Origin of the sequence: Bifidobacterium imperatoris, from assembly GCF_002860405.1 — a bacterium.
Lineage (GTDB): Bacteria > Actinomycetota > Actinomycetes > Actinomycetales > Bifidobacteriaceae > Bifidobacterium > Bifidobacterium imperatoris.
Genome location: NZ_NMWV01000023.1, coordinates 14,263 through 29,292 on the forward strand (window position 1 = coordinate 14,263; position 15,030 = coordinate 29,292).

Consider the following 15,030-nt stretch of genomic DNA (forward strand, 5'->3'; position numbering starts at 1 on the left):
GCTTTGCCCCTCAGGCACCATGAAACCGTCTCGGACGGCTGGCAGGCACCCTGCGGACGGCTTCGCCCGGCTACTTCTTTGGGTTAGCTTAGTCTGACCACCTGCCCAACATGACACTCCCTATCGTGATTTCGCTCACGGAAAGCATGTTTCCCAACACTTTTCAAGATATTGCCGGGCACATATGCAAAACATCCATAAGTTCGCGCAAGTCAACACCCATGCGCGAACATACCAATGTTTTCATAGCGGCAAATGTCCGTATGTTCGCGCGGCACACGTCAATCACGCGAACATACGGTGGTTCAGGAGGCTTGGCTGCCCTCGCCGGCCTCGCGGTCCTTCAGGTAGATTTCGGGGATATCGCGTTCCTGATCGTGAAGTTTGGCCCAGATGATGGGTTTGCAGGCTTCGAAGGACTTCGGTACGTCGAGGATGCGCTGGTTTCTTGAGCCACGGAATTGCAGCAGGGAGTCCTTCTGGTCTTTGAGGTAACGGCCATCAACCAGAATGTCGATAAGGTTCAGCAGCTCGAGCTTGTCTGGTGTTTCGCCGGGACGCATGAGTTCCTCCCACGTATACCCGGTCCAGGACCAGATGTCTTTGGTGTGACCGAATTCCGCACGAATACGCTGTGCAAGCGGCAGCAATACCGGAGTGTTGAGGAATGGTTCGCCGCCAAGGAATGTGATGCCTTGCACCCAAGGAGCTTTGAGATCTTCAATAATTTTATCTTCGAGCTTCTGCGTGTATTCGCGTCCGGCTTGGAAGTCCCAGATGGAGGAATTGAAGCAGTCGACGCAGTGGAACGGGCAACCGGAGACATACAGGGAGTTGCGTACGCCTTCGCCGTCGGTGACGATAAAAGTCTTATAGTCGGCGATCATCCGCTTGGACATACGCCGCCCATCCCATTGGCCTGCGCGCGGGTTGTTGGTCAACGATGATGGAACACCGGGTCCACGCCCAGTCTCCCCCGCCGCAAAATCATGCAACGTCGGCTTCTTGTCCATCATCAGCCTCCTATCGGGCCTCAAACATATGGCTCCCCTCTATGAGGGGAGCCATATGACCTAGTCGATGCTCTTACTTAGCTTCTTCGAACCATTCGCGCGTGGTGCCGTCGTTCAGGGTCACATGACCGGTTTCACCGCTCATGTGCTTGACGCGGTGGGCGATTTCCTCGTGGCGTCCGTGCACCATCGGGCGCTGAACCGGGCTGCCGAGGTAGCCACAGGTGCGCTTGGTCACGTTGCACTTGTCCGGATCGGAGTTGCCGCACTCCGGGCACTTGAAACCTTCCTCAGTGGGCTCGAAATCACCCTGGAAGCCACACACGAAGCAGTGGTCAATCGGAGTGTTGGTGCCGAGGTAGCCAATACCGATGTTGTAGGCGTAATCCCACACGGCTTCGAGAGCCTTCGGATTGTCCTGCAGGCACGGGTACTCGCAGTAGTTGATGAAGCCACCGGAAGCGTAGTACGGGAAGTCCTTCTCGTAGTTGAGCTTCTCCATCGGGGTCGGCTGCAGCCACACCGGATAGTGGAAGGAGTTGGTGTAGAAGTCGTGATCGGTCACGCCTTCGATGCGGCCAAACTTCTCGCGGTCCATGCGGTTGAAGCGATCGGTCAAAGACTCAGCCGGGGTGGAGTACACGGAGTAGTGGTAGCCCTCGGCCTTGCTCCACTGCTTGCACAGCTCGTTCATACGCTTGACGATGGAGAGCGCGAATTCCTTGCCTTCCGGATCCCAGCCGTGGTCGCGAATCCAGTTCTTGCCGTAGAAGACGGCAGTGGTTTCAGCCAAACCGATGTAGCCAAGAGACACGGTGGCGCGCTCGTTCTTGAACAGCTGGTCCACGTTGTCGTTGGCACCAAGACGACCGAATGCACCGAAGCGGAACAGTGTCGGAGCGTTGACCGGGGTGGCTTCCTTGCAACGCATGATGCGGAACTGCAGAGCCTGGTGAGCCACTTCCATACGCTCGTTGAACAGCTTCCAGAAGCGTTCCTTGTCGCCGTGAGATTCGATGGCGATGCGCGGCACGTTCACGGTGACCACACCGAGGTTCATACGGCCGTCTTCCTCATCCTTGCCGGTTTCCGGGTTAATCCAACCCTGCAGGAAGGAACGGCAGCCCATCGGGGCCTTGAAGGAGCCGGTGATCTTAATGATGTTCTCATAGAACACCACGTCCGGGTACATGCGCTTGGTAGCGGATTCGAGAGCGAGCTGCTTCAAGTCGTAGTTCGGGTCGCTCGGGTCGCAGTTCACACCACGCTTGATGGTGAACACCAGCTTCGGGAAGATGGCGGTGTGGTGTTCCTTGCCGAGTCCGCGAATACGGTTCAGCAGGATGGCACGCTGAATCTCACGGGAGAACCAATCGGTACCGAGACCGAAGCCCACGGTGACGAACGGGGTCTGGCCGTTGGAGACTCGGTTGGAGTTGATTTGGTACTCCATAGTCTGCATAGCGTCGTAAATGGCCTTGCGAGTACGAATCTTGGCGAGGATTTCACGCTCCTGCTCAAGTTCGTCAACGTCCGTGTGGAACGGAACATCCATCGGCAGCGGTGCTCGGTTACCGAAGTGCAGCTTGGAAGGCTCGTTCTTCTTGGCGTTCTCCACCTGGCGGCGAGCGAACTCGACCGGCATACCGTCCGGAATGGTTTCGCGAGCTTCCTCGAGGAACTTCTCATAGTCCTTGCGCGCATACTGGGCCAGGTGCTCGTCCGCACGGTTAGCGGTCTGGCCACCATATTGGCTGGAAGCCACATCCTTCATGATCTGGGTGATCTGGGTGGCCGCAATGGCAATGGACTTCGGGGAAGCCATCGGAGCGTTACCCAAGGTGAAACCATTGGCCAACATATCCCAGAAGTTCGGCAGAGAGCAGTTGGACTGCGCGGTGAACGGGGAGTAATCGGCATCGTGGAAGTGGATGTCGCCCTTCATATGCGCGTTGGAAACGGCAGGCGGCAGCATATTGAATGCGGCAGCCTTGGACACAGCACCGGCCAGCAAATCACGCTGGGTAGCGTAGACGTTGGAGTCCTTGTTGGCATTCTCATGAATCAGCGAAGGATCATGGTTCATGAAGCGAGCCACAGCCTCATTCACGTCGGTGGCCTTGGCACGCTGAATATCCTTATCCAGACGGTAGTTCGTGTAAGCACGAGCCACGTCGTACAGGTGAGCGCTGATGAGCGCGTGCTCAACGAGGTTCTGGATGTCTTCAATCTTGGCAGGGCCGGCATAACGCTCTTTGATTTCGCCTTCAACCTGATTGGCAAAGCCGCGAATCATGGCCTCTTCTTCCGGGCCGACTTCCTTATCCAAATCCTTGAAGGCGGACTTGACCGCAGAGATGATGTTGATCGGATCGAAATCGACCACGCGACCATCACGCTTTTCCACGAGCACCACGCCACCACGAACAGCGCCTCTCGCCTCATGCTTGGTGGCGGTCTCCTCCATCACCTGTGCGCCCATCGGGCACCCCTTTCGTCTCTAACAATCTTTTCAACAACCACTTATTTTTGGCCGCGCTTACGCCAGCCAAGCAGAATTACATGGATGTCGTTTTCTTGAACCTCTAGAACAATACGGCAACCCCACCCCTATATCTAGTACCCCATAGAGGCGTGTTGAACTATTTATAGTGGTTTTCGGCTATTTTCCGCCGAAACCACAAGTGTGTGATTAAAGTAACGATTTCTTACGCGCGTGTCATCCACAGACTTATCCACCGCCTCCATTCTTCTGATCGAAAGATTCGTCATCACCGTCCATTCAGTGTCCCACGACTTTTCGAGCAGGGTAAATTTTTTCCCTCTTCGAATTACGCATTTATAGTGGAAAGCATGACTACTGCAATGGGTTACTCTCACACGGGCACGGCACCTACCGCCGCATCATTGGCTGCTGCCGGTTTTGGACCGGGACAGGCTGCCAATACAGATCAAACAGGCGATACCATAAGTCTGCCCGAGGGGCCGCGTCCGATGGATCAGCTGCCGGCACGAGCCGCTGAAACCACCGCCCAGAATCCGTGGCCGGTGAGTGTTCTCAGCCAGAAGTTCTACGGTGCTGTGGATCGATGGCCTTCAGCTTGGGTCACTGGGCAGATTACGCAGATCAATACACGTCGAGCCGGTTCCGCATACCTTACCTTGCGCGACGATTTTGAAGATATCGCAATGGAAGTCAATGGCTTCGGTCGTTTTGCCCAGGCAGCAAGCCAGTTTGTACAAGGTGACCGCGTGGTCATTCACGGCAAGCCAAATCTGTGGATGAAGCGCACTTCCTTGTCTTTGCGCGGCGACACCATCCTGCGAGTCGGCGCAGGAGGTAGTCTCAAAGCCATGATTGACGAGTTGCGCAAGCGACTCAAAGGAGAAGGTCTGTTCGACGCGGACCATAAGCTTCCGCTGCCGGAATTCCCGAAAACCATTGGCCTCATCTGCGCGCCTCAGGCACGCGCCGAAGGCGATGTGGTTACCAATGTGAACCTCCGATGGCCAGCCGTCTCATTCAAAATAGTGCATGTGCATGTACAGGGCGAACAATGCCCGGCAGATGTAGTGCAAGCCATCCAACAGCTCGACGCCGACCCTCAAGTGGACGTTATCATCGTGGCACGAGGCGGCGGCTCGTTCGAAGACCTGATGGGCTTCTCGGATGAACGCGTAGTGCGTGCCGCTTATGCTTGCAACACTCCCCTCGTCTCCTCCATCGGCCATGAAGATGATTGGACGTTGCTCGATTTGGTGGCAGATCTTCGTGCATCCACTCCTACCGATGCCGCCAAACGTGTAGTTCCGGATGTGTTTGAGCAGTCACAACTCATTGAAAACTCTATTGACCGTATGCGCCTTCGTGTGCGTTCCCGCGTGGAAAACGAGATTCGTTTGGTGGAGGGTTATGCCAACCGTCCAAGCCTCACTCAGCCGCATACCATGCTGGAACCGCATCAGCGGCTGATTGATGACTCATTGCAACGTCTTGATATTGGGCTTCGCCGTATCGTAGATGACGCTCAGCTCACTATTGAGAAGGCTCACGCCTCCCTGACCGCGTTAAGCCCACAATCCACGCTGAACCGCGGCTATGCCGTAGTGCAGTCCGCGGACGGCCATGTGGTAGACGATGCCAACAAGGTCAACGTTGGAGACAACATCACCGTGACGTTGAAGAAGGGCATCATCACCGCAACCGCTACATCAGCAACTGAATAATCGCCAGAACATTATTGAATACTTATATATAAAGGAGAACATCATGACCGATAAGAACACCGCCCCGGCTTCATCCTTGACCGATGAAGAGCGCAAACTCATTGCGCAAATGCCCTACGAGGAGGCTCGCGACAAGCTCATTCAGGCCGTTCAAGCACTGGAAACTGGCGGATTGAACCTCGACCAGTCGATGCGTCAATGGGAAATCGGCGAAGCGCTGGCCCAGCGTGCACAAGGCCTGCTCAACGATGTACGCGCCAAACTCGATCAGGCGCAAGCCAACCAAGCCGCCAACGAAGCCACTGCGGGAACTCAGTCCAATCTGGACTGAGTTCCCCGTCGCGGCATAGCCGCTCCCCTCGCCTACGGGCAGTCCACCGGACTGCCCGCCACACGGCTCAGCCCAATCCAACCTCGACTAATCAACACAACAAATAGGGTTCCTTCGCGTATCACGAAGGAACCCTAAGGAAAGCGTCAAGCACGCCGCTACTTCTTCAACGGCACGTAAATCACGTTGTCGATAAGCTCACGGTAGTGCTTCACAATCTGAGCGCGTCGGGTCTTCAAGCTCGGCGTCAGCATGCCGTTGGCCTCAGTGAACTCGTCCGGCAAGATCTCGAACTTGCGAATCGATTCCGCACGAGACACACCCTCGTTGGCGGCGTTCACCGCGCGCTCCACTTCGGCATGCACAATGGCGTTCTTAGCCAGCGATGCCAAATCCGGCTCAGGCTTGGCACCTTGAGCTTCAAGCCATGCATTGGCATCCGCAAAGTCCAACGTAACCAAAGCAGCCACGAACGGCTTCTTATCGCCAATCACCAGACACTGATTCACCACCGGCGAGGTCATCACCGAAGCCTCCAACAAGCCCGGAGACACGTTCTTGCCACCAGCGGTAATAATCAGATCCTTCTTACGGCCAGTGATGGAAATGAAACCGTCTTCATTGATATCGCCCAGATCACCAGTGTGCAGCCAACCATCAGTGATCTGCTGGGATGTGACCTCAGGATTGTTGTGATATCCCTTGCATACCAGCGGCCCCTTGACCACCAGTTCGCCATCCTCGGCAATGCCTGCAGTAATACCGCACATCGGCATACCAATAGTGCCGATACGGTTATCTTCCGGCAAGCTCACGCACACCGGGCCGCAGGTTTCGGTCATGCCATAGCCTTCCAACACCGGCATACCGATACCGTTGAAGAAGTGGGAGAGCTCGGAATCCATTGGAGCGCCACCAGTGATGGCGAAGTCAGCATTCGGACCAAAGATAGTGCGAATCTTCTTATACACCACCTGCTCATAGAAGGCGTGGGCAATACGGCCGAACAACGGCAACTTCTCGCCTTGCTGCTCGGCACGTGACCATGCGCGCGCATTCTCAGCGGCACGAGCAAACATCTTGCCGGCAAAACCGGTGCCAGCGCGCTGGGAAGCGGCGTTGTACACCTTCTCATACACGCGCGGCACAGCAAGCAGCAGCGTCGGCCCAAAGGTTTCAAAATCCTTGACCATAGTCTTCATATTGGAGCTCAACGCCAGCGTAATAGTGCCACCGAAGCTGAAGAACTCCATGAAACGGGCGAACACATGGCTCAACGGCAGGAACAACAGCAGTCGACGATCCGGCCAAGCACCGGCACGTGGCATATACTGCAAGGCGGAAAGCACCAGGAAAGCGAAGTTACGGTGCGTAAGCTCCACACCCTTCGGAGTGCCAGTGGAACCGGAGGTGTACACGATAGTAGCCAAATCATCACCGTGGGCAGCGTTCTTGTACTCCCAGAACTCGGTATCGGTCACCGATTCGCCGTATGCCTTGATGGCATCCAAGCCACCGGCCTCAATCACGAACACATTGCGCAACGTGGGTACTTCGTCACGCACGGATTCGATCTTGTCACGCTGGCCATCATCCTCGGCGATGGCGATGGTCACTTGAGAATCATTGAAAATCCAGCTGACCTGGCTGGCGGAATTCGTCTCATACACGGGCACGGTGAGCGCACCGATAGACATGATTGCCAAATCCAGAGCAGTCCACTCCCAGCGAGTGTGGGAGACGATAGACACTGAATCTCCCTTATGAACGCCGAGGCCAATCAGGCCTTTGGCCAAATCAATGACCATACGGCGGAACACTTCGGCACTATACGGATGCCAAGCGCCATCCTCGCCCTTGTATTCAATCATCGACCCTTCAGGGTCACGTTCAGCACGACGATCGAGCAGATCGAACAGATTGATGTCGCTGTCAATCGGCTCTTTGACCGGGTTGGTGAACTGCTTGACGATCGTGGTGTCATTGTGCGCCACATCAGCGATATTTTCAGTCATACCTACTATGTAACTCCACGGCTGTTACAAATGGCCACACCCCTCGACATTTTCAGTCACCGACAGCGTGTGGCCATTGCAGCAGTATTGCAGAAAAGCACGAATCACTTATCGGATGCGGCCGTTTCAATGCAACGAATCGCATTCAACGTGCGCGGGTAGCCGATGAACGGCATCACAGCCGAAGCGACTTTCAGCAGGAATGCCTTGCTGTTGCCGATACGCATGTTGGCCTTCGCATGAGCGATGAGCTGCGGCTCAACACCACCCTGTGCCGCCAGATAGCAGTAGGTAATCATTTCGCGTTCACGTAAATCGAGCCCACCACGCGTGTAGTAATCACCGAAACAATTGGCGGCCAGCCAACGGTTGGTTTGCGGATATTCCGGATTACCGGAAACAGCAAAACCCTTCATGCCTTCACCGAAGATATCAACCTGAGCCTGCTCACCGGCAGCAACACGGTTCGCAAAGTCCGGCTCAGTGGTCGCCTGGGGTTTGAGCGGCAATGCAACACCGCGCTGCACCAACACCTCATTGGCCACGCTGAAGAACGGGAATACGCGGCCGATACCAAGATAAGCAACCGACTGATACACGATTTCCTTAGCCTCGGTAGGTGTCACGCCCATATCCAGAGCAGCGCCCAGCATCACACGAAATTGATCAACACCTTGGCATCCCAACAAAGTGGCGAGAATTGCAATGAACCGTGTGCGATCGTCTAGCGGCTCCTCACCTTCAGGTGCACCGCCGTTAATCACCTCATCGAACGCGAAGTTATCAAATCGTTCGGTGAATTCAGGATCGGTTTGCGGCAGAGAGGGGGCATCATTATTAGGGAACATGCGAGTCAAATATTCGCGAGCGGCATCGCTCAATCGTGGCTCATAAGCGTTGTCTGTTTCGGTTGTTTGCACAGTCATCGGAAGTCCTTTCCATGAAATCCCTTCCATAGAACCGCGCAATAGCACAGCAATCAAATACCTTTTACCTGTAACGCTCCATGCGCAACGTGCATGACTACAACGCAAACTGCCTCGATTCGGAGCTCAAGCCGAATCGAGGCAGTATACGCAGCTACACCGCCGCCCAAAGCACGGCAGCATATCAATCAGAATTGAATGTAGTCGACTTCCGTATGCTCACCAGTTTCCAAATACTTGGCCACATCTTCCGGACCGGCAAAGACCATGTTCACCGCCTGCGCCACCATCAGATTCACTCGATCCATCGGGGTCAGCCCTTCGAAATAGCCATACACCGGAATACCCAATGCATGCGCGTAACCGATTTCGAACATGGTCCCCGCATCCTCGTCCATGAGGTTGGCGACAACCGCTTTGGCGGAGTTGATGCCATGAATATCGTCGTTGAAGCAACCTTCTGGGCCAACTTCTTCAATCTGACTGACGAATCGTGGCTTGAACAGCTTCTTGCCGTGGTCCTCCAGCACCTTTTCCAGACGCTCCATGCTTGCGGTCTGCTCAGGGTCAAAGAACGGGCCCGCCACGTAAAAGTCATATTCCTTTTCGCTCATGGTTCACAGTCATAGCGCAGGCGCACAGACTTCCATATCGATAGCTCAATGTATGGACATAATTTCATTATGCGAACGCACATGGGCGTTTCGTCCAACGCACTCGCATAATGCACTCCTATTCAACCACGGTTCACGATCTGCATGGCGCGACCGTCTTCCATCAGATGGAACCCATGCTTCTGGTAGAACGGCGCGTTTTTGCTTTCCTCAGGCATCACCTCAAGGAACAGATAATCGTGATATTTTGCCTTGACCAGCTCAACCAGATGACCGCCAATACCGTGACCGTGATAAGCAGGATCAACCAGCACCCAATGCATGTATGCCACCATCTCGGTATCATCCAGCACACGAACCAAGCCCGCCAGATGATCGCCATCCCATGCGCTAATCACCGTATCGGAATGCTGCAATGCCTTGAACAGGCGCTCAGGATAATTCGCCGACTCCCAACCAACCGAGCGGAACAGCGCCTGCACCTGATCTTGAGTAAAACGCTTCTCTTCCGTGTATTCGATAGTCATGGCCGCTTATGTTAGCCTTCACATTCCAGCCATCCAGCCATGATTTCGCATATTGGCAAACGAAGTGCCCGAGATCGGATTCGAACCGACGACACCCGCTTTAGGAGAGCGGTGCTCTATCCACTGAGCTACTCGGGCAACGACGTTTCATTGTACACGGACTCAAGCCCAGTCGGCAATTCGTACAAATCGTGCCGGTTTGGTGCGAACCAGAGCCAGTATTCTCCAAATTCACCAAACAGCACAGCATCACCCGCTACAGTGGCAACTCGCAAACATGACTTTGAGGAGGGCACAATGGCACGAGGTGCGTCCACCGGCAAACGCAGCACTGCACGCAAACGTACAGCGGCTAACGCCCTATCGCGTTCATCGGCAAAACCTTATACGAAAGAACAGCTCAAACCGCATAAGAAGCATCGCTTCCTTGGATTTCTTTCCGGCGTATTCGCCATATTGACGCTGCTCGCCACAGCGACCCGAGCTTTGCCAGCCGATTTGCAGGAACTTCCGTACATACCCATTGTCATTTCAGCCACACCTTGGTTCATGCTGTTGGGATTGCTTGCACTGCTGCTTGCCATCATGTCGCGCAAAATATTGGCCGCGCTGATTGCCGTTGCCGCAGTAGCGCTCAATATTTACTGGCAATATCCATTCTTTTATTCAACGAATCCTCTCCCCCAAGCCGCGCATAATGCGGTGGCATACAGCGAAGCAAATACTTCGGATGCTTTCGCCCGCGTGATGACGTTCAACGTCTACAAGGGCCAGGCCGACGCACAATCCATTGTGGATACGGTGCGTGATCAACGCGTCGAAGTGCTGGCCTTGCAGGAAACCACCGACGAATTCGTCAAAAAGCTCAAGGACGCCGGAATCGAACACTATCTGCCGTATTCGAATATTTCATCTTCCGATGGCATTTACGGCAATGGCCTATGGTCTGCAACGCCACTTGCTCAACCGGTTGATGATGAAGTGAACTCCAGCGCCTCGTTCATGCCGGCCGGCACGGTAGATATGGGCGGCAATTCGATTCGATTCGTTTCCGTGCACACCACTGCCCCAGTGCCCGGTTATTGGCGGCAATGGAAACGTTCACTGGATGAGCTCGGCCTTATGCGATCGCATACGGATAATCGCTACATTTTCATGGGTGACTTCAATGCCACCTATGATCACACATCATTCCGTGAATTTCTCGGCAACCGATTCAGCGATGCCGCACGAATCTCCGGGCATGGCTTCACGTTCTCCTGGCCGACGAACCGACCGGGACTACCGATGTTCGCCGGCATCGACCATGTAGTGCTCGATCAGGGTATGACGGCAGGCCAGTGCAAGGTGGTAAAAATTGCAGGCTCAGATCATGCGGCGCTGCTGGTCACCGTGGATGTGATGCGTTAGAAGCCCAAGCGGGTGCGGCCGAACTGGTCGAGCCAGCGCAGAATGGCACCTTCGCGCAATGCCCAGGGGCAAATCTCAACTTCTTGAATGTTGAGCGCCTTCATAATCTCATCGGCCACCACGGCACCGCCCACGATCTGCATCGTGCGCTCCGGCGTAATACCCGGCAAGGCCACACGTTGCTCCGGGGCGATCGCAGCCAAACGAGGAATCCAATCCTCCAACTGCTCGCGCGTCATAATCGACGTATCCTCGCGGCCGGGCTGGCGAACCACAGCACCACACAAGCGAGCCAACGAACGGAAGGTCTTCGAGGTGCCCACTGCATGATTCGGATGCTTGGACTGCGGGAACACCTTGACCATCGGCTCCAGAATCTTACGCACGTTCTTGCGCACGTCCTCCAACTCTTCAGGAGTGGCCATGCCGGAGGGGAGAAATTCCGTGGTCACGCGGCCTGCACCTGCAGGAACGGACAGTGCCACAGTCGGCTCCTCGTCGGAGCCCATAGCCACTTCCAATGAGCCGCCGCCGATATCCAGCACCAGCAGTCGTCCTGCATCCCAGCCATACCAACGGCGTGCGGCGAGGAAGGTAAGTCGAGCTTCGTCCGTGCCAGACAGCACGGTGACGCCCTGGCCGATCATTTCCTCAATCTTGTGAATCACCTTGTTGCCATTGGGTGCTTCACGCAGCGCGGACGTGGCCATAACCAGCAGCTGCGTAATGTCATACTCTTCGGCAAGTTTCATGCACTCGGAAACAGCCTCGAGAATCGCCTCAATACCGGACTTCTTAATCGAACCATCTTCCTTGAGGTATTTCATCAGGCGCACGGTGGACTTGGTGCTGGCCTCAGGCTCAGGGCGAGCGCCAGGCGCCGCATCCACAATCAGCATGTGGATGGTGTTCGAACCGATATCAAGCACACCAAGTCGGGTGGTATGTGCACGAAGATTAACCATGATTCCTGCTCTCACTCACACTGTGACATGCCGGCATCATGAGCCGGCCATCGCAGCAAACCTCTCCGCTGCCGCGCGTATTCGGTTCCTTCACCGCATACCGAATACGCCGGCAGCGCAAACGTGATTACTGTACACCAATTCGGCGTATCACAGTGATTCCACGAACTTGCCCAAACGCTCAAGACCCTCGCTCAGCGCTTCGCGCGAAGCGGCATAACTCAGCCTCACATGCGTATCAGCGGTGGCTGCACCGAAATCACGCCCCGGCGTCAATGCCACATGAGCCTCATCCAATGCACGCTCGCAGAACGTCCACGCGTCCAAACCGGTACGGGAAATATTGAAGTAGGCATAGAATGCACCATTCGGCTCCACTTCCACCGGCAAGCCGATGCGTTGCAGGCCATCGATCACAATGCGGCGACGGGCCAACAATTCTTGGCGGCGGGCCTCGCATTCGGCAAGGCTTTCCGGCGTGAAGCACGCGAGCGCCGCATGCTGGGTGGGAGTGTGCGCACACAGGTAATAGTTGGTGGCCAAATCATCCACGGCTTCCAACACAGTGGGGTCGTCCGGCAGAATGGCCCAGCCCAAACGCCATCCGGTCATGCCGAAGAACTTGGAGAAACTGTTGCACACGATAGCACCAGGATCGCAAGCCAGCACGGACTTTACTTCAGTGTCATCCGGCTCGCGGTCGGCCAAGTCAAGGTAAGTTTCATCCACAATGCGCCACGCGCCACGCGCAGCCGCCAGCTGGCATACATCGTTCAACACGTTGAAGTCAATGGTGGTGCCTGTGGGGTTGGACGGCGAGGTAATCATTACTGCCTTGGTGCGCTCAGTCCAGTATTGAGCGCACAGTTCGGCGTTCAAATGGAACCGGGTTGCGGCCGAAGTCGGCACGTCAATCACATTGCCTTCGAACGAGCGCACGAGCTCGCGGTTGCACGGGTATGAAGGGTCAGCGACCATCACATCGTCACCGGGGTCCACGGTGAGCGCCGTGGCCAGCAACAATGCCGCCGAGCCTCCAGCCGTCACGCAAATACGCTTGGGGTCGATTTCAAGATTATGGCGTTCGCGATAGAAATCGGCAATGGCTTGACGCAGTTCCGGCAAGCCCATTGCAGCGGTGTACGGGAGTGCGCGACCATCGTATTGTTCGCGCATGGCATCACGCACGGCAGGCGGTGCACCAAAATCCGGCTCTCCAAGGCTGAGCTTGATGACGCTGATACCGGAGGCGATCATCTTGTCGGCTTTTTCACCGAACACCATAGCTCGGAATGGATTCGCTTCACGCGCGCGACGAGACATAACCGGCGTGATGGACTGCTGCACTGCTTCATTAACCATATTTAGGTTCTATCCGCCTGTTGGGACAAGCCACCCTCTTCTATAATGTGCTTGAGCTAACCCCATATTCAAGGAGGAATAATGAGCCAATGGAATGGCAAGCGCGCCGAGTTTGAGGCGAGCGGAGCGAAAATCAATGTGGCTATTCTCGGTGCCGGCAATATTGCGCATACTATGGCCGATACGCTGACGCAAATGGCTGAAACCCCGATGTATTCCTCATGGATTCACCCGTATGCTGTGGCCGCCCGCAGCTTGGACCGTGCCCAGGCATTTGCAGATCAATGGCATCTGGATAAGGCGTACGGCTCCTACGAGGAGCTTGCCGAGGATCCGAATGTGGACTTGGTGTATATCGCCACCCCGCACAGTCTGCACGCCGAGCATGCGATTCTGTGTATGAAGGCCGGCAAGAATGTGCTGGTGGAAAAGTCGTTCACCGCGAACACCGAGCAGGCTCGTCAGACTCTTGATGTGGCCAAGGAAACCGGCATGCTGTGCACGGAGGCTATTTGGACGCGCTATATGCCCAGCCGCGCGTTGATCAACGAGGTCATTGAGTCCGGTGAGATCGGTGAGGTGAAGTCCGCGAGCGCGAACCTCTGCTACCCCGTGTGGAAGGTGCCGCGTATGACCGATCCCGCATGTGCTGGCGGCGCTCTGCTGGATGTTGGCGTATACCCGTTGAACTTCCTTGATATGGCTATCGGCGCTGATCATGGCCGTACGGTTGAGCGTATAGCCACGTCGATGGTGCCGTATGAGACCGGTGTGGATGCTCAGAATTCCGCCACGTTGTATTACAACGATGGTGCTATGGGCGTGGCAAGCAGCTCGATGCTGGTTTCCTCGGACCGCGGCGGCTATGTGTGGGGCACTGAAGGCTATCTGGAAGTTACCAATATCAATAATCCTGAAGCCATTGATATCTATGACAACGACCATAAGCCCGTGCGCAGCATTGCGGTACCGCCGCAGTTGACCGGCTACGAATATGAGGTGGCTGATGCGGCGAACGCACTACTGGACGGCAAGATCGAGTGTGAGGCAATGCCTCATGCGGATACGATTCGCATCATGGAATTGATGGATCAGATTCGCGGCGAATGGGGTCTGAAGTTCCCGTTTGAGTAAGTTTGAGTAGACTGACCAATTATGGGAAATCTTACGATTCGCAGGGCCACGGCGGCCGATATGCCACGCATCAACGACCTGTTGTTCCAGGTGGCTGAGGTGCATCATCGAGGCCGCCCTGACCTGTTCAAAGGCAACGCTAAGAAGTACACGGACGAGGAACTTGCCGCCATCCTTGCCGACGACACTACTCCGGTGTTCGTGGCCGCCAACGCCGAAGGCACGGTGCTGGGCTATGCGTTCTGCGTATTCCAGCAGCATCCAAACAATCATGTGCTAACGGATGTGAAAACCTTATATATCGATGACCTGTGCGTGGATGAGCAGGCACGCGGCGAGCATGTGGGTTCCACGCTCTACCGTTATGTGCTGGATTTCGCCCGCGAATCAGGCTGCTATAACGTGACGCTCAACGTGTGGTCATGCAACCCCAGTGCCAAGCGATTCTATGAGCACATGGGATTAACGCCTTACAAAATCGGCATGGAGCAGATTTTGTAGGGCCC

13 protein-coding genes and 1 tRNA gene are annotated in these 15,030 nt (G+C 55.4%); 5 read left to right on the plus strand and 9 right to left on the minus strand.

Annotated features, from left to right (window positions below; translation table 11 throughout):
• Window positions 1-305 precede the first annotated feature (305 nt).
• Window positions 306-1,013, minus strand: coding sequence for an anaerobic ribonucleoside-triphosphate reductase activating protein (nrdG, locus tag Tam1G_RS08040; RefSeq protein WP_101626184.1), 708 nt, complete (start codon window positions 1,011-1,013; stop codon window positions 306-308).
• Window positions 1,014-1,086: 73 nt separating this feature from the next.
• Entirely contained in the window at window positions 1,087-3,495 is a 2,409-nt protein-coding gene (gene nrdD / locus Tam1G_RS08045; RefSeq protein WP_033891351.1) for an anaerobic ribonucleoside-triphosphate reductase, read from the minus strand.
• A 371-nt stretch (window positions 3,496-3,866) separates the two neighbouring features.
• Between nrdD and xseA the strand changes: the two genes are divergently transcribed.
• Entirely contained in the window at window positions 3,867-5,240 is a 1,374-nt protein-coding gene (gene xseA / locus Tam1G_RS08050; RefSeq protein ID WP_051917425.1) for an exodeoxyribonuclease VII large subunit, read from the plus strand.
• A gap of 43 nt (window positions 5,241-5,283) precedes the next feature.
• On the plus strand, window positions 5,284-5,571 hold the full coding sequence (locus Tam1G_RS08055) for an exodeoxyribonuclease VII small subunit (protein ID WP_033891352.1): 288 nt from the start codon (window positions 5,284-5,286) through the stop codon (window positions 5,569-5,571).
• Between the two features lie 158 nt (window positions 5,572-5,729).
• Here the strand turns inward: Tam1G_RS08055 and Tam1G_RS08060 are convergent, their stop codons facing one another.
• From Tam1G_RS08060 to Tam1G_RS08080, 5 genes are all read right to left on the minus strand, one after another.
• Window positions 5,730-7,586 carry an AMP-dependent synthetase/ligase gene (locus Tam1G_RS08060; RefSeq protein WP_033891353.1) on the minus strand — a complete coding sequence of 619 codons (1,857 nt, stop codon included), beginning with the start codon at window positions 7,584-7,586 and terminating at the stop codon, window positions 5,730-5,732.
• Window positions 7,587-7,690: 104 nt separating this feature from the next.
• Complete coding sequence (locus Tam1G_RS08065; protein WP_081890077.1) at window positions 7,691-8,434, minus strand: carboxymuconolactone decarboxylase family protein; 744 nt, start codon at window positions 8,432-8,434, stop codon at window positions 7,691-7,693.
• A 266-nt stretch (window positions 8,435-8,700) separates the two neighbouring features.
• Entirely contained in the window at window positions 8,701-9,126 is a 426-nt protein-coding gene (locus tag Tam1G_RS08070) for a nucleoside 2-deoxyribosyltransferase (protein WP_033891354.1), read from the minus strand.
• A 122-nt stretch (window positions 9,127-9,248) separates the two neighbouring features.
• Complete coding sequence (locus tag Tam1G_RS08075; RefSeq protein WP_033891355.1) at window positions 9,249-9,653, minus strand: GNAT family N-acetyltransferase; 405 nt, start codon at window positions 9,651-9,653, stop codon at window positions 9,249-9,251.
• 65 nt (window positions 9,654-9,718) lie between these two features.
• A tRNA-Arg gene (locus tag Tam1G_RS08080) sits at window positions 9,719-9,791 on the minus strand.
• Between the two features lie 159 nt (window positions 9,792-9,950).
• On the opposite strand from Tam1G_RS08080, the gene Tam1G_RS08085 reads away from it, so the two are divergent.
• Window positions 9,951-11,063, plus strand: a complete 1,113-nt coding sequence (locus Tam1G_RS08085; protein WP_033891356.1) for an endonuclease/exonuclease/phosphatase family protein — start codon at window positions 9,951-9,953, stop codon at window positions 11,061-11,063.
• Here the strand turns inward: Tam1G_RS08085 and Tam1G_RS08090 are convergent.
• Window positions 11,060-12,028: a Ppx/GppA phosphatase family protein gene (locus tag Tam1G_RS08090; RefSeq protein ID WP_033891357.1), complete on the minus strand. Its 969-nt coding sequence runs from the start codon at window positions 12,026-12,028 to the stop codon at window positions 11,060-11,062. The genes Tam1G_RS08085 and Tam1G_RS08090 overlap by 4 nt on opposite strands.
• A 150-nt stretch (window positions 12,029-12,178) precedes the next feature.
• Window positions 12,179-13,390 carry an aminotransferase class I/II-fold pyridoxal phosphate-dependent enzyme gene (locus Tam1G_RS08095; protein ID WP_033891358.1) on the minus strand — a complete coding sequence of 404 codons (1,212 nt, stop codon included), beginning with the start codon at window positions 13,388-13,390 and terminating at the stop codon, window positions 12,179-12,181.
• An 81-nt stretch (window positions 13,391-13,471) separates the two neighbouring features.
• On the opposite strand from Tam1G_RS08095, the gene Tam1G_RS08100 reads away from it, so the two are divergent.
• Window positions 13,472-14,524: a Gfo/Idh/MocA family protein gene (locus tag Tam1G_RS08100; protein WP_033891359.1), complete on the plus strand. Its 1,053-nt coding sequence runs from the start codon at window positions 13,472-13,474 to the stop codon at window positions 14,522-14,524.
• 21 nt (window positions 14,525-14,545) lie between these two features.
• Complete coding sequence (locus Tam1G_RS08105) at window positions 14,546-15,025, plus strand: GNAT family N-acetyltransferase (RefSeq protein WP_033891361.1); 480 nt, start codon at window positions 14,546-14,548, stop codon at window positions 15,023-15,025.
• Window positions 15,026-15,030: the final 5 nt, after the last annotated feature.